Here is a 23,358-nt window from a genome sequence, read left to right on the forward strand (position 1 = left end):
GCCCACGCTTCCGCCCTTACGCACTAATGACGAAATGGATCCCGTAACTCAAGCCACTTCCACTGACGAAGACATTGCTCTGGTTGCCCGCGCGCAAGCCGGTGATAGCGCCGCCTTCGATGTGCTGCTGCGTAAATATCAGCACCGCGTGCTGGGTGTGATCGGCCGTTATGTCAAAGACTGGTCTGAATGTCAGGATGTCGCGCAGGACGTGTTCGTGCGCGTGTATCGTGCGCTGCCGGGTTTCCGCGGCGATTCCAGTTTCAGTTCGTGGATTCACCGGATCGCGGTCAACACGGCCTTCAATCATCTCGATGCGCGCAAGCGGCGTCCGCCCGGGACCGATGTGGATTTCGCCGACGCGGAACTTTCGCACGGACTCGATGGTCATTATCTCTCGAGTGGTGAATCACCTGAGCAGGAGGCACTTCGGCAGGAGCTGGCACAAGTCCTCAATGCGCAACTGGCGCAATTGCCGCCGGATCTGCGCTCCGCTCTGATGATGCGCGAATTAGATGGCCTTAGTTACGAAGAAATTGCACAGCAAATGAATACGCCCATTGGTACCGTGCGTTCCCGCATCTTCCGAGCCCGTGAGGCGATGGATGCAGTTTTGCGTCGTCATCTGCACGGCGACTTGGCGCCGCGTGATCGTGAGTCGGGCAATCGTAAGCGGGAGCAGCTGCCATGATGACATCTACCAATTCCACTGCAGATTCCATCTCCGATCAGGAACGCCTGAGCGCCTGGCTCGATGGCGAACTCACGGGTGATGCGGCGCGGTTTTTCTCCAAGCGCGTCGCCCATGATCAGGACTTGCTCGACACCGCTCAGCGCTGGTCCTTGGCTGCCGAGCTGCTGCGTGAGTCGGCCGGCGATTCGCGTTCGGCAGCGCCGCATGGTTTTCTTGATCGCGTCCGTGTGGCCATTGATCAGGAGCGTGTACTCAGTGCCGATTCCGATGCGGTCCATGCCGAGCGCTTTACCGGTCAGCAGTTCACGCGCACTTCGTCTCGCGCCGCTGCGGTCGTCGCCGCTGCATTGCCGTCGCGTCGTTGGCGAGTTCCGGCCTCGCTGGCTGCTTCGGTCTCGGTCGTGGCAGTTGCCGCGTTGCTGATGCGGTTTGGTTTGGGCGGTACCGATTCGCCGGTGACCACCCTGGCCCTGCAGCAAGCCACGTTGCCGCAAGTCAAAGCAAATAACGCAGAGACTCGCCGTGACAACGCGCAGCGCAATCGTCGCTTGGCTACAAACAGCGGTCGTAATACCCCGCGAATCGCTGGGTTGACGGTAGATCGCCGTCTGCAGATTCCGGCGCCGCGGCGTGATGCCATGGCCGCAGCAAGTAGCGTCGCCATTGCAACGCCGGTTGTGGCCGATTCGGTCAGCACGCCACGGCGCACATTGTCGGTGCCGTTGAGTCGTGCGCTCAAGGCCAATGCGGTGGCCAGCTCCAATGATCCCTTCGGTCTGGGCAACACCACCGATGACCGTATCCTGTCGGGTAAGCCCTGGCCCTCCGCATCCGGTGCAGCGTCCGGCGTCATGAACGCATCGTTCTCGACGGCGCCTTCGCAATCTGCATCGCCATGGGGTGATCCCATGAGTCTGGGCCTTAGCGCCGGCGCTAACTGATCTTTGTTTCATTGTTCTACAGAGGATGTAACTCCATGACTGCTCCTACACGTACCACCGCATTGGCGTTGGCGCTCGCCATGATTTTGCCTGTCGCCTGCAGTGCACAGCCCTCCGAACCCATCGCCAAGCCGGCCAACGCGGCCGCTCCGCTGGTCACCGGTCTGCCGGACTTTACACGTCTGGTGCAGCAGGTCTCGCCGGCTGTGGTGAGCATCAACGCAGAGATTACGGCGCGCCCCGCGCAGCAAATGCCCAATCAGGAAGTACCCGAAATCTTCCGTCGCTTCTTTGGCGACCAGCTGCCGCCGGGGATGTTCGGTAATGCCCCGGAGAGCCGCGATCGCATGCCTTCGGCCCGTGGTGTGTCCATGGGTACCGGCTTCTTCGTCTCGCGCGACGGGTACCTGCTGACCAATGCCCACGTGGTCAATGGTGCCGGCAAGGTCACCGTTAAATTGGCAGACCGCCGTGAACTGCCGGCCAAAGTCGTTGGTGCCGATGAACGCTCGGACGTGGCACTGCTAAAGGTCGAGGGCAATGACCTGCCGTTCCTGCAGCTGGCTGATTCCGCCGGCGTCAAAGCCGGTCAGTGGGTGGTAGCCATCGGTTCACCGTTCGGTCTCGAGCAGTCGGTGACTGCGGGCGTCGTGTCGGCCGTCGGTCGCAATACGCAATTTGCAGAAAATCAGTACGTGCCGTTTATCCAGACCGATGTGGCAATTAACCGCGGCAACTCGGGCGGTCCCTTGCTCAATGTGGCCGGTCAGGTGGTCGGCATCAACTCGCAGATCTTCTCCAATAGCGGTGGCTATATGGGCGTGAGCTTTGCGATTCCGATTGATGTGGCCATGAATGCGGCCGAACAGCTGCGCAGCACCGGTCGCGTGGCGCGTGGTCAACTCGGCGTACGCATCCAGCCGCTCGATGCCGATCAGCTCGCCGCCCTGAAACTCAGCAAGGCTCAAGGCGCACTGGTCGCCGATGTCGAGCCGGGCAGTGCAGGGGCCAAGGCCGGTCTGTTGCCGCTCGATGTGATCACCGCCGTGAACGGTCAGCAAGTTGGCGATGCCGCTGCCTTGCCGGCCATCATCGGCGGCATGCGTCCGGGTGCCCAGGTCCGTCTCGATATCATCCGCGACGGCAAGCCGCGCCAGCTCAATGCCACCTTGAGCGAGCTGGTTTCGCCTGGTGAGCGTACCGGCGCCACCAATGGCGCAACCGGTTCCAAGGGGGCAACGGCGCCTTCGAGTGGGAACCGTCTGGGCGTGATCGCCGACGATCTGCCGGCCGGGTTCCGTGAGCGCAATGGGATTCCGTCCAATCAGGGTGTCGGCGTGGTTCGCGTCGTGGGGCAATCGGCGGCCGATGCGGGCCTGTCCGGCGGCGACATCGTGCTCATGGTTGGTCGTGAGAACGTCGCTTCGGTAGCGGCGCTGAACAAGGCGCTGGCGGCCTATGGCAAGGGCGAGACGGTCATGGTGCGCGTCCTTAGCCCGCGTGCTGGCAGTCGCTTTGTCGCCATCACTCTGGATTAAGCCCTGTGACGGGTGTCGGGCGCGCTGCCCGGCACCTGTCAGGGCCGGGGTAGGTGGCGGATATGCGATAATTGACCGTTTCCTAAGGCCCTTTCTGGCGCACTGACGTCAGGCTCACTCCCGCATGCAGCAAATTCGAAATTTCTCCATCATTGCCCACGTTGACCACGGTAAATCGACCTTGGCCGACCGCATCATTCAACTATGCGGGGGCCTGCAGGACCGTGAGATGGAGGCGCAGGTGCTGGACTCCAATCCAATTGAGCGCGAGCGGGGCATCACCATCAAGTCGCAATCGGTGTCGCTGCCGTACACCGCGCGCAATGGTCAGACCTACTTTCTGAACTTCATTGACACGCCGGGCCACGTCGACTTCTCCTACGAGGTCTCGCGTTCGCTGGCCGCCTGTGAGGGCGCTCTGCTTGTGGTCGATGCCGCTCAAGGTGTCGAGGCGCAATCCGTTGCCAACTGCTACACGGCAGTGGAACAGGGCCTCGAGGTGGTGCCCGTTCTCAACAAGATCGATTTGCCCACGGCCGATATCGAGCGCGCCAAGGAAGAAATCGAATCCGTTATCGGTATTGATGCCGAAGACGCCGTCGCCATTTCCGCCAAGACCGGACTGAATGTGGTCGAGGTGCTTGAGGCGATCGTGCATCGGATTCCGCCGCCGCAACCGCGCGATACCGACAAGCTGCAAGCACTGATCATTGACTCGTGGTTCGATAACTACCTGGGTGTGGTGTCGCTGGTGCGCGTCATGCAAGGGCAGATCAAACCCGGTGACAAGCTGCTGGTCATGAGCACCGGTCGTACTCATCAGGTTGATCATGTCGGCGTGTTCACGCCCAAGCGCAAGGTCCTTGATGCCCTGCGTGCCGGCGAAGTGGGTTGGGTTACGGCTTCGATCAAGGACGTGCACGGTGCACCGGTGGGCGATACGCTGACACTGGCTTCCGATCCCGCGACCTCGCCGTTGCCCGGTTTCCAGGAAATGCAGCCGCGCGTGTTCGCCGGCCTGTTCCCGGTCGATGCCGAGGATTACCCGGATCTGCGTGAGGCACTCGAAAAACTACGCCTTAACGATGCCGCGCTGCGTTTTGAGCCCGAAAGCTCCGAGGCGATGGGCTTTGGTTTCCGCTGCGGCTTCCTGGGCATGCTGCACATGGAGATCGTGCAAGAACGTCTGGAACGCGAATACAACCTCAACCTGATCACCACCGCACCGACGGTGATCTACGAGGTGCTCAAGACCGACGGCACCATTCTCCCCATGGATAACCCGGCCAAGTTACCGCCGGTCAACATGGTCGAAGAGATCCGCGAACCCATCATTCGCGCCAACATCCTGACACCGCCCGATTACGTCGGTGCCGTTATCAAGCTGTGCGAAGAAAAGCGCGGCGTCCAGGTCGGCATCACCTACATGTCCTCGCAAGTGCAGATCAGCTACGAACTGCCGATGGCCGAAGTGGTGCTCGACTTCTTCGACAAGCTCAAGTCCGTCTCGCGCGGTTACGCCTCGCTTGACTATGACTTTGTGCGATTTGAGCCGGGTCCGTTCGTCCGAGTGGATATTCTGATCAACGGCGAAAAAGTCGATGCCCTGTCCCTCATCGTGCACCGCTCGCAAGCCGACCGTCGTGGTCGGGATCTGTGCGACCGGATGAAGGATCTCATTCCGCGGCAGATGTTCGATGTCGCGATTCAGGCCGCCATCGGTGCGCAGGTGATTGCCCGTACCACCGTCAAGGCGCTGCGTAAGAACGTGCTGGCCAAGTGCTACGGCGGCGACATTACCCGTAAAAAGAAACTGCTTGAAAAGCAGAAAGAGGGTAAGAAGCGCATGAAGCAGGTCGGTCGCGTCGAAATCCCGCAGGAGGCCTTCCTGGCCGTCCTGAATATGGACAGCAAATAATTATTTAGGAACGATCTGATGATCTGGTTCGAAAAAATTCTGGTCACTGTCACGCTGCTCAGCGGTCTGATCTGGCTGCTGGACAAGCTGGTGTTGCGTAAGCAGCGCGGCGAGCCCAACGAGTTGACCGGTGAAAATCCGGAGCCGTGGTATGTGGATTACGCCAAGGCCTTCTTCCCGGTACTGCTGGTAATTCTGGTGGTCCGCAGCTTTATCGTGGAGCCGTTCAAGATTCCATCGAACTCGATGATGCCGACGTTGCTCACCGGCGATTTCATCTTCGTCAATAAATTCAAGTACGGTTTGCGTCTGCCGATCACCAACAAAAAGTTCGTGACACTGGCTGAGCCGCAGCGCGGTGACGTGGTCGTGTTCCGTCCGCCGCACAAGCCGAATGAAGACTGGATCAAGCGGGTTGTGGGTCTGCCGGGCGATCGCATTGCTTACAAGGACACGGTGCTGACGATCAACGGCAAGCCGATGGCGTATAAGGAGCTGGGTCCGTATCAGGCCTTCGGTTCCGGTATGCCGGTCAACGGCTGGGATGAAAAGATCGAGAATCTCGGAGGTGTGGAGCACCCCATCCTCGAGGCTCCCATGCCGCCGGGCGTGGACCCGGGTAATGGCGAATGGGTTGTGCCGGCCGGTCACTACTTTGTGATGGGCGATGACCGCGACAACAGCGAAGACACCCGTTTTTGGCAAGGACAGTTCCTGCCGGAGAGCAATCTGCGCGGCAAGGCCATGCGGATCTTCTTTAACTGGGATGGCGGTTTGAACACCGACCGCTTCTTTAAGGCGATTCCGTAAGGCATGGCTAACGCATTGCGCCTGGCGCATACCTTTCGCGACGGCGAGCTGTTGCAGAAGGCTTTACGTCATCGCAGTGCCGGGGCGCCGCACAACGAGCGCTTTGAATTCCTGGGTGATGCCTTGCTCAACGCGATCATTGCGCAGGAGCTGTTCAGGCGTTTTCCAAAAGCAGATGAAGGCGCCCTGACGCGCGCTCGCGCAGAACTGGTGCGGGAATCGGCTCTGGCCGGCGTGGCGCAGACCATCGATCTGGCCGGCCATCTGCAGTTGGGCCCGGGCGAATTGAAGTCCGGCGGCCACCGACGGGCCTCCATTCAGGCCGATGCCGTCGAAGCGATCATTGCAGCGGTGTTCCTGGACAGTGATATGGCGACGGCGCATGCCTTCGTGCTGCATTACTGGGAGCCGTTGCTGCAGGCGCTGCCGCCGATCTCCAAGATCGTGAAAGACCCCAAGACGCGCCTACAGGAACTGCTGCAGGGCCGCGGTCACGAGGTTCCAACCTACGAGCTGGCCGGTGAAACCGGGCCGGATCACGCGCGCGAATTCTCCGTGCGCTGCATCATCCCTCAGTTCAGTATCGAAACGCAGGGCGAGGCCTCATCGCGCCGCGCCGCCGAACAAATCGCTGCCGACATGGCGCTAACGCGCCTGCTCGAACGCCTGTAACTATAATCAGACCTATATGAATACAACTCCCTTTCGTGCCGGCCATGTGGCCGTCATTGGCCGTCCCAACGTCGGCAAGTCCACACTGACCAATGCACTGGTCGGCGCGCATGTGGCCATCGTGTCACCGCGGCCGCAGACCACTCGCCATCGTCTGATCGGTATCGCCTCGTATTCCGAGGGCCAGATCGTCATGGTCGATACCCCGGGCTTGCACCGTGATTTCGGCTCGGCCAACGCCACCGCCATGCACAAGTGGATGAATAAGGCGGCCCGTGGCGCTCTCGATGGCGTGGATGCGGCCTTGCTGGTCGTTCGCGCCGGTCAATGGGAAGAGGCCGACGAGTATGCATACCAGGCGCTGCAACGCGAAAGCCTGCCGGTGATGCTGGTGATCAACCAGGTCGATCGCATCGTCGATAAGGACCAGCTGCTGCCTTACGTGGCCGAGGTTACTAAGGATCGCGAGTTCGCCGCTGTGGCGCTCATCTCGGCGCTTAAGCGCAAAGGTCTGAAGGAGCTGACACGCGACATCCTCAAGCTGCTGCCGGAACAGGAAGCGATCTATCCGGAAGACGAAATCACCGACAAGTCGCAGCGCTTTCTGGCGGCCGAAATGGTCCGCGAGCAGGTCATGCGCCAGTTGGGTGAGGAGTTGCCGTACGCCACCACGGTCGAAATCGAATCGTTTGAAGTCGACGGCACCATGCTGCGCATCGGCGCTGTGATCTGGGTCGAACGCAACGGTCAGAAGGCCATCGTGATTGGCAAGGGTGGCGAGCGCCTTCGTGATATCGGTACGCAGGCACGTCTGCAGATGGAGCGTCTGTTTGGCACTAAGGTTTTCCTGCAGACTTGGGTTCGCGTGCGCGAAGGCTGGTCCGGTGACGAACGCGCCCTGCGGGCGTTTGGCTATCACGATTGAAGATCAGCGACGAGCCGGCCTTCGTTCTGCATGCCCGAGCGTGGCGTGAGAGCAGCCTGCTGGTCGAAGTGCTATCCGCAAACCATGGCCGCATCGGCATGGTGGCACGTGGGGTGCAGAGTCCTAACAGGCAGGCCTTAAGAGCGGCGTTGCAGCCGCTGCAGTGGCTACGGTTGGATCTGGACTGGCGCGGTGAGCTGGCGCGGCTGATTCAGGCCGAAGCGGTGGATGTCGCCCCGCGTCTCAGCGGTGATGCCGTGCTTAGCGGCTTTTATCTCAACGAGCTGACCATGCGTCTGGTTCCGCGTGGGGAGCCGCAGCCCAATCTGTTTCTGGCCTATGCGCAGACCCGTCAGCGTCTGGCCGATCCTGAGCAGTCGCTGGCTTGGACCTTACGGCGCTTTGAACGCGACCTGCTGGATGCGATCGGCGTCGGGTTTCCATGGCATCTCGATCGCGATGGTGAGCCCCTGGATCCGGCCGCACGCTACGTGGTGGATGTTGAGCAGGGCGCCATCAAAGTGTTAACAGAACGGACTGCCGAGGAGCGCCGTTTCAGTCCCTCGGGCCGGGCCTTACTCAGCTTGGCCGCCGACGAACTCCCCACCGAGGAGGATCTGCAGTCATTGCGGATTCCGATGCGCGTCCTGTTGCAGCATCACTTGGGTGCCAGAGGTCTGAAATCATGGGATATGCAGCGCTTAATGCGGCGTGGGTCGAAAGCGTCCGGTGTGCGACAATAAGAGGCCGTTTGCTACTGTAAGTGTCTGAATTTTGGCGCGTTTTGACCTGACTCCTTTTGAACTAGAAATCACCGGCATGACCCATGACGGCAAGGGCGTCGCCCGCCGTCCCGAAGGCAAAGCCGTGTTTGTCACCGGCGCGTTGCCCGGCGAGCGCATCATGGCGCAACAGACCAACAGGAATCGCAACTTTGACGAGGCCAAGTGCGTAGAAGTACTGCAGGCATCACCGGATCGAGTGGAGCCGCGTTGTCCGCATTTCGGTCTGTGCTCGGGTTGCACCTTGCAGCACCTGCGTCCTGATGCTCAGATTCTTGCCAAGCAGGAAGTGCTGTTCGACAACCTGCGCCGCATCGGCCACGTGCAGGAACAGACACGTCTGCCGCCTCTGATTGCCGATCTCTGGAACTATCGCCGTAAGGGCCGTTTCAGTGTGCGTCGCGTCGAGAAGAAGGACAAGACGCTGGTCGGCTTCCGTGAGTTGCAGGACTCGCGCTTCGTCGCGGAAATCCATACTTGCGATACCGTGCTGCCGAGCATCAGTGCTCTGATTGCACCCTTGCAGCAACTGATCGACGGCCTGCAAGGTCGCCGTGACATTCCGCAAGTCGAGTTCTGCGCCGGTGACCGCGCGTTGGCACTGACCGTGCGTCATCTGCAGCCCCTGTCGTCAGACGACCGCCAGGCCTGGATTGATTTTGCGAAGACGCATTCGGTATCCGTGTTCCTGCAAGCGGCAGGACCGACTAGTGTCACGGCCTTGTATCCCGATGAGACCGATCTGAGCTTTGATTTGCCGGCTTACAACGTTAGCCTGAAGTTCAAGCCGCTGGACTTTATCCAGGTCAATGCCCGCCTCAACGAGAAAATGATTGAGCGTGCATTGGAGCTGCTCGATCTGCAGCCCGACGACCGTGTGCTCGATCTGTTCTGCGGTCTGGGCAATTTCACCTTGCCCTTGGCCACCAAAGTCTCCGAGGTCGTTGGTGTCGAGGGCGATGCCATCCTGGTCGAAGGCGGCCGCGCCAATGCCGCTCACAACGGTCTGGAAAATGCGCACTTCCATGTCGCCAATCTGGCCGAAGACATGCGTCACCATCCGTGGATGAAACAGCGCTTCAACAAGCTGCTGTTGGATCCGCCACGTTCGGGCGCTGATTTCTGTCTGACCCAGTTGGATCTGAGTTCCTTTGATCGCATCGTCTACGTGAGCTGTCACCCCGCTTCACTGGCACGCGATGCCGGTTATCTCGTCACCGAAAAGGGCTGGAAGCTCAAGACCGCCGGTGTGATGGACATGTTCCCGCACACGGGTCACGTGGAATCCATTGCCCTGTTTGAACGGAATTAAGCATGGGCATCGAAATCGAGCGCAAATTTCTGGTGAACGGCACGGCGTGGCAAGCACGCGTTACGCGTCAGATCCGCATGGCGCAGGCCTATCTAAACGATCTGCAAATGGTCGAGTCGGGTGCCTTGCGCTCTTCGGTGCGGGTGCGGATCGAAGACGACCGTGCCTTCCTCAATATCAAATCGGCGCAGCGCGGTGCGGCTCGGCAGGAGTTCGAATATGAAATTCCCTGCAGCGATGCACGTGACTTGCTCAAGTTGTGTGTTGGTGGTGTCGTCGAAAAAACGCGTCACTGGGTAGAGCACGATGGCTTTCGCTGGGAGATTGATGAGTTCGGCGGCGACAACGCCGGACTGATCGTGGCCGAGATTGAACTGCCGAGCGAGGACACCGCCTTCGATTTGCCCGAATGGGCAGGGGTCGAAGTGACGCAGCATCTTCGTTATTACAACCTGGCCCTGGCCGAATATCCGTTTCGTCAATGGACGGAGCAGGAGCGCTCCGGTCCGCAAATTGGAGCAGTAGACGCATGCTGATTATTGGCGTCGCCGGAACCGAACTCACCGCGCAGGAGCGCGAGTGGCTGCAGCATCCCGCCTGCGGTGGTGTAATTCTGTTCGCCAGAAACTTTGCATCGCGCGATCAGGTCATTGAGCTGACGCGTGCGATTCGTGAAGCAGCGCCGCAGCCGCAACTGATCTGTGTCGATCAGGAAGGCGGACGCGTACAGCGCTTCCGCGAGGGCTTTAGTGCACTGCCACCGCTCGAAGTGTTTGCCACACGCCCCGACGATACAGAGGCAGCGGCCAACCACGCTTGGCTGATGGCATCTGAGATTCGTGCGCTTGGCATGGATTTGAGTTTTGCACCGGTGTTGGATTTGGGACGTGGCAATCGCGCTATCGGCAATCGCGCGTTTTCAGCCGATCCGCAGGTCATTGCACGCCTCGGCACTGCATATATCAAAGGCCTGCACCGCGCTGACATGGCCGCAACAATCAAGCACTTTCCGGGTCACGGTTCCGTGCTTGAAGATACGCACTTCGATACCGCCGTCGATTCGCGCACGTACCGGGAGATTCGTGAACTGGACATGGTGCCGTTCGCGGAGGCGATTCGAAACGGTGCCGATGCTGTCATGATGGCGCACGTGATCTATCCGCAAGTCTCCGAAGATCCGGCGGGCTACAGCGTCCACTGGATCCGCGACATTCTGCGCGGGGAGCTTGGCTTTAAGGGCGTCGTGTTTTCCGATGACATCGGCATGGCTGCCGCGCATTCCACGGGCGGGGTCGCATCGCGCATCCACGCGCATCTCGATGCCGGTTGCGATGTCGTCCTGGTCTGCCATCCCGAACTGGTACCCGAGGCGCTCACGGCCATGCAAGGCCGTACCCTGCAGCCCGAAGTCCTGCAACCCTTGCTGCGATCGGCCGAGCCGCACTGGCATGATCTCACCGCATCCAAGTCCTATCAGGACATCCGCCAACTAGTGGAATCACTGGCATGAACAATCAGCACCCCTTGCGCGATGCTTTACCCCGTTCGGAAATCGTCGTGGATCGCGACACCATTCACGCCGGCATTCAGCGCATCGCCGAACAGATCGTCAATGACTATCAGGACGAAGTGCCAATCATGCTGACGGTTCTGCATGGCGGTCTGCCGTTTGCGGCCTTTCTGTCGATGGCCGTTGGTGATCTGGGCCTCGATATGCGCTTCGACTATGTGCATGCCACCCGTTATCGCGGTGAAACCCGCGGCAGCGATCTTGTGTGGAAGGCCAAGCCGACCGCCGACGTGGCCGGCCGTCGTGTCTTACTGACCGATGACATTCTCGATGAGGGTCTGACCTTGCTGGCCGTGCGCGACTGGCTGCTGGAGCAGGGCGCCAAGGATGTTCGCATTGCCGCATTGTCGGTCAAGAACCACGATCGCGCCGTGCCCGGTCTCAAGGCCGACTACATTGCTGTCGAAGTGCCGGATCGCTACGTATTCGGTTTCGGCATGGATTACTATGAGCAGGGCCGGAATTTGCCGGACATCTGGGCACTGAAGGACTGAGCGCATGAGCGACGATTCGATCCAATTGGCCGTGATTGGCGGCACCGGTATTTACGGTCTGGCCGAGCTGATTGATATGAGCACGGAGCTGCCGCTGACCGATTTCGGCGATCCCTCGGGTCCCGTTCGAGTCGGTCGCCTGCGTGAGGGCGGCGCTCGCATCGCCTTTATGGCTCGCCATGGCGAAGCGCATTCGGTGCCGCCGCACCGCATTAATTACCGTGCCAACCTGGCAGCCCTGAAGTCACTGGGCGTGCAGCGCGTGCTGGCGCTCAACACCGTAGGTGGCATTACCGAGGACTACGGTCCCGGCGTGCTCGGTTGTCCGCACGATCTGATTGATTACACCTGGGGTCGCATCTCCACCATCTGCGAAGAGCCCGGCAGCGAAGTCATCCACGTGGATTTTGGCGAACCGTATTGCCGCTCCTTGCGCCAAGCCGTACTGCAAGCCTCCATGCGCGCAGGCATCAGTGTGATCGATGGCGGCGTCTACGGTGCGACACAGGGCCCGCGACTGGAAACTCGTGCCGAGATCGCCCGCATGCGTCGCGACGGCTGTGATCTGGTCGGTATGACCGGCATGCCCGAGGCCGGTATTGCCCGCGAATTGGGCCTGAATTATGCCTGTTTGGCCATCGTGGCCAATTGGGCAGCCGGTGCCGGTCCGGATCCGGATGAGGTCATCACGCTTGATGACGTACTCGCCAATGTCGCCGCCGCCACGGCCGATGTTGCCAAGATCCTGCACGAACTGACGGCCCGCTAATCCGGACCGTCTGTAGGCGAGCCCTTACTTATTAGGACTCCATCGCCATGAACTGCAGGGCGGCCAAATCGGCGTAGAGCCCGCCTTCGGCCAGCAGCGAGTCATGCGTACCGATGGCCGTAATGGTGCCCTGATCCATCACCACAATGCGATCCGAGTTGCGTACCGTTGCGAGACGGTGCGCAATCACCAGCGATGTGCGATTAGCCATCAGGTGTTCCAGCGCCTCCTGTACCGCACGTTCGCTCTGCGCGTCCAGCGCACTGGTGGCCTCGTCGAGCAGCAGGATCGGCGCGTTCTTCAGAATCGCACGCGCGATGGCTACGCGTTGCTGCTGACCACCCGACAGACGTGCACCCCGTTCGCCTAGCAGGGTGTTGAAGCCCTCGGGCAGCGCTTGGATAAACTCGAGCGCATTGGCGGCGCGAGCGGCGGCGATCACTTCGTCATCGCCGGCATCCAGACGGCCGTAGCGGATATTGTCCATCACCGAAGCCGCAAACAGACTCGGGGACTGCGGCACCAACGCGATGTTCTCGCGCAGCGACTGCAGACTCACCTGACGGATGTCCGTGCCATCGACCGCGATGCTGCCGTCGGTCGGATCATAAAAACGCATCAGCAGATTGAGCACCGTGGTCTTGCCCGCACCCGACGGACCAACCAAAGCCACGCGTTCGCCGGGTTGAATATGCAAATTAAACCCGTGGATGGCCGGACGGTCACAGCGATTGGCGTACTCGAACCGGACATCGCGGAACTGCAGTTCACCGCGCACGGATTCCGGTCGTGCATTGCCCGTATCCTGCACGGCAGCCGGTGTTTCCAGCAGCTCCGATATACGGCTCATGCCACCGCCGGCCTTCTGCAGTTCGTTCCAGACTTCGGCCAGTGCGCCGACCGAACCGGCACCGATGATGGCGTAGAACAGGAACTGCGCCAGCGTGCCGCCCGACATGTGTCCTTGGGTGACGTCATTGGCGCCAAGCCACAGCAGCGCAATGATGGAGCAGAACACCAGCAGCATCACCAGTGCCGTCACCAGCGACTGTGTGGTGATGCGCTTGCGTGCGGTACGTACCGCCAAGTCCATGGACTGCGTGTAGCGACCGCGCTCGTAGTCCTCGCGCGTATTGGACTGCACGGTGGCGACGCCCTGTAGAGTTTCGGTGGCCAGCGAGTTGGCATCGCCAATGCGATCCTGACTCCGGCGCGAGGCTTTGGCCAAGGTCCGACCGGCGAACACGATTGGCAGCACCGCCAGCGGAATGCCGATCAGGGTGTACGCAGCGAGACGCGGACTGGTGACGAACAGCATGGCCAGCGAACCGAACACGGTGACCAACGAGCGAAGCGCAACCGAGATGGTCGAGCCAATGACACTGCGCAACAGCTCCGCGTCGGCCGTAAGCCGCGAGATCAGATCGCCACTGCGATGCCGGTCATGAAAGGCCAGATCCATGCCGATCAGATGCGAATACAGTTGCTTGCGCAAATCGCCGACGGTGCGCTCACCAAGCAGGGAAATGAAATAGAAGCGAATGGCTGTACCGATTGCCATGATGATCGCCACCGCAACTGCAAACACAAAAGCCTTGTTGGTATGCGCCATCGAAGCGCCGAGCCCCTGATCAATAATGCGTCGTGCGGCAATCGGCAATGTCAGCGTGGCGGAGCTGGTCACGCCCAACGCCAGCAGCCAACCGATCAGCAATCCTTTGTGTCGCGACAGCAAGGGGGTGACCCCTCGCAGACTGCGAAACACTTCCGAGCGGCTCAGTTTTGAGGATTTGTCTACTTCAGTCATCGTCATTCCAGATCAGTTGACCGCGCGTCGCATCGGTCAGGGCAGTGTGCAAACTAGCGTGACGGTCTTCGGGGACGTCCACATGCCAGAGAACGCCCTGCGGTTGCCACTGCTCGTCGCGCTTGTGCGCACTATGTTGTTCCAGTAAGGCATGAGCCGGTCCCAAAAACTCGAAACCCAACTCCAGCCGAAAGCTCTTGCGTAAAACAATGGGGTCGCGAGCGGCCAATCGCAAGCACTCGGCCGCCGTGCCGCCATAGGCCCGCACCAGACCGCCGACACCTAACTTGGTACCGCCATACCAGCGGATCACCAGACAGACGACGCGATCCAGTCCTTGGCCCTCAATGGCCGACAGGATCGGACGCCCCGCGCTTCCGCCCGGTTCCCCATCGTCATTAAAGCGGTACAGCCCGCCGATCTTATACGCCCAGCAGTTATGCGTAGCGTCGGCAACTTGCACAGCGCGCAGCCATTCAAGTGCGTCTTCTGGAGACGTCACACAGACGGCAATCGCCAGAAATCGGCTACCTTTAATCTCCTGTTCGAAGCGGGCCTCGGCGCTTAGGGTTTCCGCCATCAGTCACGCATCAGCAACAGGCGCGGTCGCGTCATCTCACGGATCGCATAAGGCACGCCCTCGAGCCCGCAGCCGGAGCCTTTCACACCGCCGTAAGGCATGTGATCAACGCGAATGCTGGGCACGTCGCCGATCACCACACCGCCGACATCCAGTGCGTTCCAGGCCTGCATGGCATGGTCACGTCGGGCCGTGAAGACGCCGGCCTGTAAACCGTAGTCGGATGCATTGACGGTCTGTAGCGCTTGCGTGAAATCGGAGAAGGACTCGATGCACACCAGCGGGCCGAACACTTCCTCACGCCATGCGAGCTGATCGTGCGGCACGTTCTCGAGCAAATGAGCCGGCAGCATGCGGCCGTTGCGATCACCGCCGGCCAGCAAACCGGCGCCGGCCTTACGGGCGGCGCGGATCCAGGATTCCACGCGCTCGGCGGCCTGCTCATCTATCATCGGACCAATGGTCACGGTGGTGAACTTCGGGTTGCCCATCTTGAGCGATTTCACTTTGGCCCGCAGTCGCCGACGCACTTCGGGATAGATGGATTCGTGCACCAGCAGGCGTTGCACGCTGATACAACTCTGACCGCTTTGGTAGTAGCCGCCAAAGGCCAAACGTTCGACGAGCGAATCCGTATCAATGCCCGGGTCCGCATCGACAATACAGGCAGCATTACCACCCAGCTCCAGCGTTACGGCTTTGCGGCCGGCCTTGGCCTTGAGTGACCAGCCGATCTGGCCACCGGTAAAACTCAACATCTCAATGCGCTCATCTTCGACCAGGGCTTGGGCCTCATCGACCGGGCAGGGCAGGACCGAGAACGCGCCCTTGGGCAAATCCGTGGCAGCCAGCACTTCGGCAATAATCAGTGCGCCGACCGGCGTCTTGTCCGATGGCTTGAGCACAAACGGACAGCCGGCCGCAATCGCAGGTGCCACCTTGTGGGCAACCAGATTGAGCGGGAAATTGAACGGCGTGATAAAGCTCAGTACGCCCAGCGGTACGCGTCGCGCAAACGCAGTCAGGCCCATGGCGCGCGGCGAGACCTGCATGTCCATCTGTCCGCCGTTGATGCGCGTGGCTTCACCTGCGGCGATCCGAAATGTATCAATCAGGCGATCCACTTCGACGCGTGCGTCTTTTATCGGCTTGCCCGCCTCGATGCAGAGGGCTTGCGCGAGTTCCTCGTGGCGGCGCTCAAACGCACTCACACACTGCAGCAGTATCTCAGCTCGTTGGTACGAAGGCAGTGCTGCCATCGCAGGTTTAGCGGCTACCGCTGCAGCAATCGCACGATCTACCAGCTTGGCATCGGCCATTGAGACCTGACAGACGGTGTCGCCGGAGTACTTATCTGTGACCGCTAGCCGGGCTTTTGTTTGTACCGGACGACCGGCCAGATACAGGGGGTAGGTTCGTTTCATTCTTGAGTCTCCGGTAACGTGTCCGTGACGGTTGCGAGCAGCTCGCCGCTACGCAGTGAAATGCGCAGCGCATCGCCGCGCGCCACTGTTTGCGCTGACTGCACCACATGGTCATTGGAATCACGAACGACGGCGTAACCGCGTTCCAGGGTCTGCAATGGATTGACGCTGTTCAGTGCGCGCCCGAGCCCGTTGAGCTGCGAGCTGCGTAGACTCAGGCGATGATCCATGCCCGATTGCAGTCGCTGCATCAGCACGCGAAAGCGATCCTGTGTCTTGGCCAGTTGCGCCTGCGGATGTTGCGCACTTAATCGCAGCTGTGCACGATCAAGGCGTTGCGCCATGGTCTGCCAGCGACGCTGCAGCAAGTGCTCCATGCGTGCCTGCAGGCCATTGAGCTGGCGCCCCAGGTCCGCGCGCTCGGGAACTAACAGCTCCGCTGCAGCCGAAGGCGTCGGGCCGCGCAAGTCGGCCGCAAACTCAGCCAGGGAGAAATCGGTCTCGTGACCGACGGCGACTACAGTCGGCGTGTTCATGGCGGCGACGGCGCGGACCACAGGTTCCTCGTTAAAGGCCCACAAATCCTCGAGCGAGCCGCCGCCGCGTGTCAGCAGCACCACATCGTGCCGTCCCGCCGCATCTACGGCCTGCAACGCGCGCACAATTTGCGGAGCGGCCTGATCGCCTTGCACCAGCACCGGGACCACATCGACATCAACCAGATGGAAACGGCGCCCCAGCACGCTCAGCACGTCGCGGATGGCAGCCCCGGTCGGCGAGGTAATGACCGCAATCCGTCGCGGCATGGCGGGGATCGCACGCTGACGATCGGTGTCGAACAGGCCTTCGGCAGTGAGCTTGGCTTTCAGCTCCTCGAAGGCCTGATGCAGATCGCCGGTACCGGCCAGGGCCAGCGAGTCCGCGATCAGCTGATAGCTACCGGTGGCCTCATACAGCGAAATGCGGCCGCGGGCGACGACTTTGAGCCCGTTTTGGGGTGCAAACTTCAGGCGTGCGGCACTGGATTTGAACAGCGCGCTGCGGATCTGGGCACGCTCATCTTTCAGGGTGAAATAGTAGTGGCCCGACGAAGCGCGGGTCAGGCCGCTAATTTCCGCCTCGACTGAAACCACGCCAATGGCATCCTCAAGCAGGTCCTTGGCCAGCCGGTTGAGCTGGGTCGGAGTGAGAACGGCATCGGAATTAGCGGAGTTTGGTGTCATAACAAGTCACATCCTGGAAATCCGCAAACGGTACAATGAGCGGATGACGGAATCTCCTATTATCCCACTGCCGGACCTCCCTGAACTGGGCGCCTTACCCCGTAAATCCACCTTTGCCGTGCAAGTTGGCAATGTCCTCGTTGGCGGCGGCCGGCCGGTCGTGGTTCAGTCCATGACCAATACCGACACCACCGATGTCAAAGGCACTGCCGATCAGATCGCGCAGTTGTGGCGCGCAGGCAGTGAAATGGTTCGCATCACGGTCAACACGGTCGAGGCCGCTCAGGCCGTGCCGCAAATCGCCGAGCGCCTGGCTATGATGAATGTCGATGTGCCGATCATCGGTGACTTCCACTACAACGGCCATCAGTTGCTGACCGCCGTGCCGGAGTGCGCACAGGCGCTGGCCAAGTACCGCATCAATCCCGGTAACGTGGGTTTCGGCAAGAAAAAGGACACGCAATTTGCGACCCTGATCGAGAAAGCAATTGAATACGGCAAGCCGGTTCGCATCGGCGCCAACTGGGGTTCGCTGGATCAGGCGCTAGCGCAAGTTCTGATGGATGAGAACGCCGCCTCCGCCAACCCCAAAGATGCCGGTGCAGTTCTGCGCGAGGCGCTGATTCGCTCGGCACTCGATAGCGCCTACAAAGCGGTAGAAATCGGCCTGCCTAAAGATCGCATCATTCTGAGCGCCAAAGTCAGCGGTGTGCAGGAACTGATTGCGGTGTACCGTGAACTGGCAACACGCAGTGATTTTGCGCTGCATCTGGGCCTGACCGAAGCCGGTATCGGCTCCAAGGGCATCGTCGCCTCGAGCGCCGCGCTCGCGGTTCTGCTGCAGGAAGGCATTGGCGATACCATCCGCATCTCCCTGACTCCCGAACCGGGGCAGTCACGCACGGCCGAAGTTATCGTCGCGCAGGAGCTTCTGCAAACGATGGGATTGCGCGCATTCACGCCCATGGTCACCGCATGCCCCGGCTGTGGTCGGACCACCAGCACCTTCTTCCAGGAATTGGCGCAAAAGGTGCAGCAGCACGTGCGCGACAAAATGCCGGAATGGCGCATCACGCATCCCGGTGCAGAAAATCTGACGCTGGCCGTGATGGGTTGTGTGGTCAACGGACCGGGCGAATCCCGTCATGCCGACATCGGCATCTCGCTCCCGGGTACCGGTGAGGCACCGACAGCACCGGTCTTTGAAAATGGCGAAAAGACCGTGACGTTGCGTGGCGAGGCCATTGCCGATGAGTTCGTTGAACTGATTGACCGTTACGTCGAACGACGCTGGTCGCCGCAGGCATAAAAGGTCTAAAAAAGAGACGCAACGTTGCCGTTGCGTCTGTCAATTACGTGGCTGCGGGATTACAGCGATCCGCCGCCGAGTGCCTGATACAGCTTGATGCGATTGATCTGCGCCAGCAGCTGCGTGGAGATCAAAGCGCTTTGCGCCTGATACAGCGAACGCTGGGCATCGAGCACGCTGAGATAGCCATCGTAACCGTGGCGATAGCGGATGTTAGTTAGCTCATGCGTACGCGCAACAGCACGAACGAGATTGGTTTGCGCTGATACTTGCTGCTCTTGCGTACGGAGCAGGTCGAGACCGTCAGCCACTTCGCGGAAGCCCGATTGAATCGCCTTTTCGTAGCTGGCCAGCGCCAGGTCCTGGTCGGCCTTGGACACGGCATATTGGCCTTGCAGCGCACCGCCGTTGAAGATCGGCAGCGAGATTTGCGGAACAAAGTTCCATAGGAACTTGCCGGACACCAGATCGCTCAGCTCCGTCCCACCCACACCGGCGCTACCGGTCAGCGAAATGCTCGGGAAGAACGCAGCACGAGCCGCCGCGACATTGGCATGCGCAGCGCGCAAGCCGTACTCGGCTGCCATGATGTCAGGACGACGCAGCAGCGCAGTAGACGATAAACCGGCCGGAATCGGCGGGGCCACCACCAGGTTGCTGCTCCAGCCGCCTTGAATCGAGTCGGCCGCCACCGGTTCGCCGACGAGCAATGTCAGTAGGTTTTCATCTTGCTCGACCTGGCCGCGATATTGCGCCTGCGAGTTACGCGCAGATTCGACTTGCGAGCGCGCCTGCGCCAGCTCCAGACCGCTGGCCACCCCGACCGTATGACGCTTGTCCACCAGATCCAAGGTGCCCTGATTGGCCTTAAGCGTTGAAGTCGCCAGTGCCAGCTGGGCGCGGTCTGCGAGCGTGGTCAGGTACAGTTGTGCGATTTGCGATACCAAGGCTGACTTGGCGGAACGTGCATTCTGCTCCTGCGACAGCAGCGACTCCTGCGCTGCAGCCGACTGGTTCCGCAACTTGCCGAACAAATCGAGCTCGTAAGCGGCATTGGCACCGGTCTGATAGGTGTCATCACCGGGGCCGATCGAAGCCTGTGAACCCACATTGACCGAAGGCACCAACGGCGAACGGGCGATGCGGACTTGGGCACGCGCCTTCTCGACGTTGATGACCGCCATGCGCAGATCGCGGTTGTTGCGCAGAGCGCGATCAATGAGATCGCGCAGCTGCGGGTCCGCGAAGTAGGTGGACCACGGCAGATCAGCGGCCAGGCCGATCACTGCATTGTCACCGGGAACCGCCGCGAACGAGGACGGAACCACAGCTTGTACAGTGGCCTCACCGGTAGCCGGCGGGGCTTGGCGTTGAGGCGCCAAGCCGGCGCAGGCCGTCAGGGACAGACTCAGCGCCACTGCGAGTGATAAGGACTTACGCATTGGGGGTCTCCTGCGTCTTGCCAGCGGGATGAGGTTTGCGTGCATTGATCAGTTTCTCAATGACCACAAAGAACAGCGGCACAAAGAAAATACCCAGGAACGTACCGACGATCATGCCGCCGAGCACCCCGGTGCCGATGGCGCGCTGCGCACCCGAACCCGCACCGGATGCCATTGCCAGAGGCAGTACGCCCAGACCAAACGCCATGGACGTCATCAGGATCGGACGCAGGCGGTCACGAATTGCGTGAAGCGTCGCTTCAATCAGTTCCATGCCTTCCTCGTAGTACGTCTTGGCGAATTCCACGATCAGAATGGCATTCTTGGAGGTCAGGCCAACGGTGGTCAGCATCGCCACCTGGAAGTACACGTCGCGGCTCATGCCAAACATTGTGTTGCCCAAGGCAGCGCCGAGAATACCGAGCGGAGCAACCAGCAGCACCGCAGTCGGCACGGCCCAGCTTTCATACAGCGCCGCCAGGCAGAGGAACACGATCAGCAGCGACAGGATGTACAGCATGGTAGTTTGCGAACCGGCTTGACGTTCCTGATACGACAGGCCCGTCCAGTCCACCGTAAAGCCTTGCGGCAACTTGGTTGCCATGGCCTCAATTTCGGCCATCGCGTCACCTGACGAAACACCCGGCGCACCCTGGCCTTGAATACCCATGGCGCCGACACCGTTAAAACGGTCCAGACCTTGCGGGCCGAACTCCCAGCGCGTCGTGGCGAAGGCAGAGAAGGGAACCATTTGCCCCAGGTTGTTCTTGACCTTCCAGAGGGCAAAGTTATCCGGCGACATGCGGAACGGTGCATCGGCCTGCATGTAGACGCGCTTAACCCGACCGCGATCAATAAAGTCATCGAGATAAGCACCACCCCAGGCAGTACTCAGTGTTGCGTTGATCTGATCCATCGTCAGATTGAGCGCGCCCACACGTTGCGGATCAATATCCACCCGCAGGGTTGGCGCATCTTCGGAACTGCTCGGTCGTACACCGGTTAGCTTTTTGTTCTGCATCGCCATGCCCAGCAGCATGTTACGAGCTTCGAGCAATTTGGCATGGCCGGAACCGTTGTTGTCCTTGAGATAGAACTCAAAGCCGGACGACGTGCCCAGCTCCGGCATCGCCGGCGGGGCCATCACGTAAGCTTGTGCATCGGTGACGGTGCCCATCAGGCTCATCATGCCGCGCATGGCAACGCCCTGGGCGCTGTTGTCCTTACCGTGCCGTTCACTCCAATCCTTAAGTCGCACGAAGGCCATACCGTTGTTCTGGCCGGAACCCATAAAGCTGAAGCCCTGCACCGTGAACAGCGATCGTACGGTTCCGGATTCCTTTTCCAGGAAGAAGTCCTCGACCTCTGTAAGCGCGTGCAAGGTGCGCTCCTGCGTAGCACCCGGTGGCGCCGTGATCATGCCAAACAGCATGCCCTGATCTTCGTCGGGGAGGAAGGAGCTGGGCAAGCGCACGAACAGCACCACCATGGCGAGCACCAGTGCGGCGTAGATCGCCAGGTAGCGACCCGGGAAACGCAGAATGCGCGCGACCAGCGTCTGGTATTTCTTGTTCGTCTGGTCGAACTTGTTATTGAACCAAGTAAAGAACTTGCCGTGGCCGTGATGCTCGCCCTTTTTAACGGGCAGCAGAATGTTGGCGCACAGGGCAGGCGTCAGCACGATGGCGATCAGCACCGACAGAGCCATGGCCGACACAATCGTGGCCGAGAACTGACGATAGATGATGCCGGTCGAGCCATCCATAAAGGCCATGGGCACGAACACTGCCGACAGGACGATACCGATACCGACCAGTGCACCGGTGATCTGATGCATGGACTTGCGGGTTGCCTCCAGTGGCGAGAGGCCCTCGTCGGTCATCAGTCGCTCGACGTTTTCCACCACCACGATGGCATCGTCGACCAGCAGGCCGATCGCGAGAACCATGGCGAACATGGTCAGCATGTTGATGGTGAACCCAAGTGCCAGCAGCACACCGAATGTACCCATCAGAACGACAGGAATCGCAATCGTCGGGATCAGCGTGGCGCGGAAGTTCTGCATGAACAGATACATCACGAAGAACACCAGCACGATGGCTTCGAGCAGGGTCTTAATCACGTTCTTGATCGAGACCTTAACGAACGGGGTGGTGTCAAATGCGACTTCGGTTTTCAGACCTTTCGGGAAGTGCGGCTGAAGCTGAGCGATGGCGGCGTTGACGCCTTCGGCCGTGTCGAGTGCGTTAGCACCCGTAGCCAGATTGATCGCGATACCCGATGCGTTCTTGCCGTTGTAGCGTGAGACGAAACCGTAGCTTTCGGCGCCGAGTTCGATGCGGGCCACATCGCCCAGACGCAGAATCGAACCGTCGTTGCCGCTGCGGACAATGATGTTACGGAACTGCTCGGGAGTCTGTAGACGGTCCTGCGCCGTGATCGGTGCGTAGATCTGCGTGCCCTGTACCGCCGGAGTTTCACCCAGTTGGCCCAGAGCAATTTGTGCATTCTGCGCTCTTACAGCTACAGCCACTTCGGACGGCGAGAGTTGGAAGGTATCGAGTTTGTTAGGGTCCAACCAGATCCGCATAGCGTACTTGGCGCCGAACAGCTGCACGTTACCTACGCCCGGCACGCGAGCCAGCTGATCGACCACTGACGCGGCCAGATAGTCACCGATGTCCGTTGGGTTCATCGAACCGTCTTCGGAGTAGAACGCCAGCACCATCAGGAAGCTGTCGCCGGATTTTGTCACCGAGATACCTTGGCGTTGCACTTCCTGCGGCAGCAGCGGTGTGACGCTCTGCAGTTTGTTCTGGACCTGGACTTGAGCCGTGTCCGGATTGGTACCGGTCTTGAAGGTCAGGTTCAGACTGGCGGAACCGCTGGACGTGGATGCGGAGTTGAAATACAGCAAACCGTCGAGGCCTTTGAGGTTTTGCTCGATGATCTGGACCACCGAGTCCTCAACCACCTTGGCGGAAGCGCCCGGGTAAACTGCATTGACGCTGACTGTGGGCGGCGCCACATTGGGGTACATGGAGATTGGCAGGCGCAGCACGGACAGGGTGCCGACCAGCAGGATAATGAGCGCAATCACCCATGCCAGGATGGGGCGCTCAATAAAGAATTTAGACATTAGGTCAGG

General features: G+C 60.3%; 20 protein-coding genes. 14 read left to right on the top strand and 6 right to left on the bottom strand.

The window, feature by feature from the left end:
- Positions 1-34: 34 nt before the first annotated feature.
- The 13 genes from rpoE to V3390_RS06415 all read left to right on the top strand — a co-directional run bounded on the left by rpoE (position 35) and on the right by V3390_RS06415 (position 12,425).
- Positions 35-691: an RNA polymerase sigma factor RpoE gene (gene rpoE, locus V3390_RS06355; protein WP_331690343.1), complete on the top strand. Its 657-nt coding sequence runs from the start codon at positions 35-37 to the stop codon at positions 689-691.
- Positions 688-1,635 (top strand): sigma-E factor negative regulatory protein, encoded by a 948-nt coding sequence (locus V3390_RS06360; protein ID WP_331690344.1) that lies wholly within the window; start codon positions 688-690, stop codon positions 1,633-1,635. The genes rpoE and V3390_RS06360 overlap by 4 nt, the downstream gene beginning before the upstream one ends.
- Positions 1,636-1,670: 35 nt before the next feature.
- The gene (locus tag V3390_RS06365; RefSeq protein WP_331703840.1) at positions 1,671-3,173 is read left to right on the top strand and encodes a Do family serine endopeptidase; all 1,503 of its coding nucleotides are present in this window, start codon (positions 1,671-1,673) and stop codon (positions 3,171-3,173) included.
- A 124-nt stretch (positions 3,174-3,297) separates the two neighbouring features.
- A complete protein-coding gene (gene lepA / locus V3390_RS06370) occupies positions 3,298-5,091 on the top strand; it encodes a translation elongation factor 4 (RefSeq protein WP_331703842.1) in 1,794 nt (597 codons plus the stop codon).
- 18 nt (positions 5,092-5,109) lie between these two features.
- Positions 5,110-5,901 carry a signal peptidase I gene (gene lepB / locus V3390_RS06375; RefSeq protein ID WP_331703843.1) on the top strand — a complete coding sequence of 264 codons (792 nt, stop codon included), beginning with the start codon at positions 5,110-5,112 and terminating at the stop codon, positions 5,899-5,901.
- A gap of 3 nt (positions 5,902-5,904) precedes the next feature.
- Complete coding sequence (rnc, locus tag V3390_RS06380) at positions 5,905-6,573, top strand: ribonuclease III (RefSeq protein WP_331690348.1); 669 nt, start codon at positions 5,905-5,907, stop codon at positions 6,571-6,573.
- Between the two features lie 16 nt (positions 6,574-6,589).
- Positions 6,590-7,498 carry a GTPase Era gene (gene era / locus V3390_RS06385; RefSeq protein ID WP_331703845.1) on the top strand — a complete coding sequence of 303 codons (909 nt, stop codon included), beginning with the start codon at positions 6,590-6,592 and terminating at the stop codon, positions 7,496-7,498.
- Positions 7,495-8,241, top strand: a complete 747-nt coding sequence (recO, locus tag V3390_RS06390) for a DNA repair protein RecO (RefSeq protein WP_331690350.1) — start codon at positions 7,495-7,497, stop codon at positions 8,239-8,241. Before era ends, recO begins: the two co-directional genes overlap by 4 nt.
- 31 nt (positions 8,242-8,272) lie before the next feature.
- On the top strand, positions 8,273-9,592 hold the full coding sequence (rlmD, locus tag V3390_RS06395; protein WP_331703846.1) for a 23S rRNA (uracil(1939)-C(5))-methyltransferase RlmD: 1,320 nt from the start codon (positions 8,273-8,275) through the stop codon (positions 9,590-9,592).
- A 2-nt stretch (positions 9,593-9,594) separates the two neighbouring features.
- A complete protein-coding gene (locus tag V3390_RS06400) occupies positions 9,595-10,128 on the top strand; it encodes a CYTH domain-containing protein (RefSeq protein ID WP_331703847.1) in 534 nt (177 codons plus the stop codon).
- Positions 10,122-11,102 carry a beta-N-acetylhexosaminidase gene (nagZ, locus tag V3390_RS06405; protein ID WP_331703849.1) on the top strand — a complete coding sequence of 327 codons (981 nt, stop codon included), beginning with the start codon at positions 10,122-10,124 and terminating at the stop codon, positions 11,100-11,102. The genes V3390_RS06400 and nagZ overlap by 7 nt, the downstream gene beginning before the upstream one ends.
- Positions 11,099-11,656, top strand: coding sequence for a hypoxanthine-guanine phosphoribosyltransferase (locus V3390_RS06410; RefSeq protein WP_331703850.1), 558 nt, complete (start codon positions 11,099-11,101; stop codon positions 11,654-11,656). The genes nagZ and V3390_RS06410 overlap by 4 nt, the downstream gene beginning before the upstream one ends.
- 4 nt (positions 11,657-11,660) lie before the next feature.
- Positions 11,661-12,425, top strand: coding sequence for an S-methyl-5'-thioinosine phosphorylase (locus V3390_RS06415; RefSeq protein WP_331703852.1), 765 nt, complete (start codon positions 11,661-11,663; stop codon positions 12,423-12,425).
- 31 nt (positions 12,426-12,456) lie between these two features.
- Here the strand turns inward: V3390_RS06415 and V3390_RS06420 are convergent, their stop codons facing one another.
- The 4 genes from V3390_RS06420 to xseA are packed head-to-tail and all read right to left on the bottom strand — an operon-like array spanning position 12,457 to position 17,459.
- Positions 12,457-14,232: an ABC transporter transmembrane domain-containing protein gene (locus V3390_RS06420; protein ID WP_331703853.1), complete on the bottom strand. Its 1,776-nt coding sequence runs from the start codon at positions 14,230-14,232 to the stop codon at positions 12,457-12,459.
- Positions 14,225-14,812 (bottom strand): IMPACT family protein, encoded by a 588-nt coding sequence (locus V3390_RS06425; protein ID WP_331690357.1) that lies wholly within the window; start codon positions 14,810-14,812, stop codon positions 14,225-14,227. The genes V3390_RS06420 and V3390_RS06425 overlap by 8 nt, the downstream gene beginning before the upstream one ends.
- Positions 14,812-16,236 carry an aldehyde dehydrogenase family protein gene (locus V3390_RS06430; protein ID WP_331703855.1) on the bottom strand — a complete coding sequence of 475 codons (1,425 nt, stop codon included), beginning with the start codon at positions 16,234-16,236 and terminating at the stop codon, positions 14,812-14,814. The genes V3390_RS06425 and V3390_RS06430 overlap by 1 nt, the downstream gene beginning before the upstream one ends.
- Positions 16,233-17,459 carry an exodeoxyribonuclease VII large subunit gene (gene xseA / locus V3390_RS06435; protein ID WP_331703856.1) on the bottom strand — a complete coding sequence of 409 codons (1,227 nt, stop codon included), beginning with the start codon at positions 17,457-17,459 and terminating at the stop codon, positions 16,233-16,235. Before xseA ends, V3390_RS06430 begins: the two co-directional genes overlap by 4 nt.
- A 43-nt stretch (positions 17,460-17,502) precedes the next feature.
- On the opposite strand from xseA, the gene ispG reads away from it, so the two are divergent.
- Positions 17,503-18,768 carry a flavodoxin-dependent (E)-4-hydroxy-3-methylbut-2-enyl-diphosphate synthase gene (gene ispG, locus V3390_RS06440; RefSeq protein WP_331690360.1) on the top strand — a complete coding sequence of 422 codons (1,266 nt, stop codon included), beginning with the start codon at positions 17,503-17,505 and terminating at the stop codon, positions 18,766-18,768.
- A 59-nt stretch (positions 18,769-18,827) separates the two neighbouring features.
- On the opposite strand, the gene V3390_RS06445 is transcribed toward ispG, so the two are convergent.
- Together V3390_RS06445 and V3390_RS06450 are read right to left on the bottom strand one after the other, a co-directional pair.
- Positions 18,828-20,210: an efflux transporter outer membrane subunit gene (locus V3390_RS06445; RefSeq protein WP_331703857.1), complete on the bottom strand. Its 1,383-nt coding sequence runs from the start codon at positions 20,208-20,210 to the stop codon at positions 18,828-18,830.
- Positions 20,203-23,349 carry an efflux RND transporter permease subunit gene (locus V3390_RS06450; RefSeq protein WP_331703858.1) on the bottom strand — a complete coding sequence of 1,049 codons (3,147 nt, stop codon included), beginning with the start codon at positions 23,347-23,349 and terminating at the stop codon, positions 20,203-20,205. Before V3390_RS06450 ends, V3390_RS06445 begins: the two co-directional genes overlap by 8 nt.
- Between the last annotated feature and the right edge of the window lie 9 nt (positions 23,350-23,358).

Source organism: Aquilutibacter rugosus (assembly GCF_036541335.1).
Taxonomy (GTDB): domain Bacteria; phylum Pseudomonadota; class Gammaproteobacteria; order Xanthomonadales; family Xanthomonadaceae; genus Aquilutibacter; species Aquilutibacter rugosus.

Coding starts and splice junctions, on each gene's coding strand:
- V3390_RS06410 (WP_331703850.1), top strand. CDS start 11,099: ATGAACAATCAGCACCCCTTGCGCGATGCTTTACCCCGTTCGGAAATC.
- xseA (WP_331703856.1), bottom strand. CDS start 17,459: ATGACACCAAACTCCGCTAATTCCGATGCCGTTCTCACTCCGACCCAG.
- V3390_RS06420 (WP_331703853.1), bottom strand. CDS start 14,232: ATGACTGAAGTAGACAAATCCTCAAAACTGAGCCGCTCGGAAGTGTTT.
- V3390_RS06365 (WP_331703840.1), top strand. CDS start 1,671: ATGACTGCTCCTACACGTACCACCGCATTGGCGTTGGCGCTCGCCATG.
- V3390_RS06450 (WP_331703858.1), bottom strand. CDS start 23,349: ATGTCTAAATTCTTTATTGAGCGCCCCATCCTGGCATGGGTGATTGCG.
- V3390_RS06445 (WP_331703857.1), bottom strand. CDS start 20,210: ATGCGTAAGTCCTTATCACTCGCAGTGGCGCTGAGTCTGTCCCTGACG.
- V3390_RS06400 (WP_331703847.1), top strand. CDS start 9,595: ATGGGCATCGAAATCGAGCGCAAATTTCTGGTGAACGGCACGGCGTGG.
- V3390_RS06425 (WP_331690357.1), bottom strand. CDS start 14,812: ATGGCGGAAACCCTAAGCGCCGAGGCCCGCTTCGAACAGGAGATTAAA.
- rnc (WP_331690348.1), top strand. CDS start 5,905: ATGGCTAACGCATTGCGCCTGGCGCATACCTTTCGCGACGGCGAGCTG.
- nagZ (WP_331703849.1), top strand. CDS start 10,122: ATGCTGATTATTGGCGTCGCCGGAACCGAACTCACCGCGCAGGAGCGC.
- ispG (WP_331690360.1), top strand. CDS start 17,503: ATGACGGAATCTCCTATTATCCCACTGCCGGACCTCCCTGAACTGGGC.
- V3390_RS06360 (WP_331690344.1), top strand. CDS start 688: ATGATGACATCTACCAATTCCACTGCAGATTCCATCTCCGATCAGGAA.
- V3390_RS06415 (WP_331703852.1), top strand. CDS start 11,661: ATGAGCGACGATTCGATCCAATTGGCCGTGATTGGCGGCACCGGTATT.
- rpoE (WP_331690343.1), top strand. CDS start 35: ATGGATCCCGTAACTCAAGCCACTTCCACTGACGAAGACATTGCTCTG.
- lepA (WP_331703842.1), top strand. CDS start 3,298: ATGCAGCAAATTCGAAATTTCTCCATCATTGCCCACGTTGACCACGGT.
- era (WP_331703845.1), top strand. CDS start 6,590: ATGAATACAACTCCCTTTCGTGCCGGCCATGTGGCCGTCATTGGCCGT.
- lepB (WP_331703843.1), top strand. CDS start 5,110: ATGATCTGGTTCGAAAAAATTCTGGTCACTGTCACGCTGCTCAGCGGT.
- V3390_RS06430 (WP_331703855.1), bottom strand. CDS start 16,236: ATGAAACGAACCTACCCCCTGTATCTGGCCGGTCGTCCGGTACAAACA.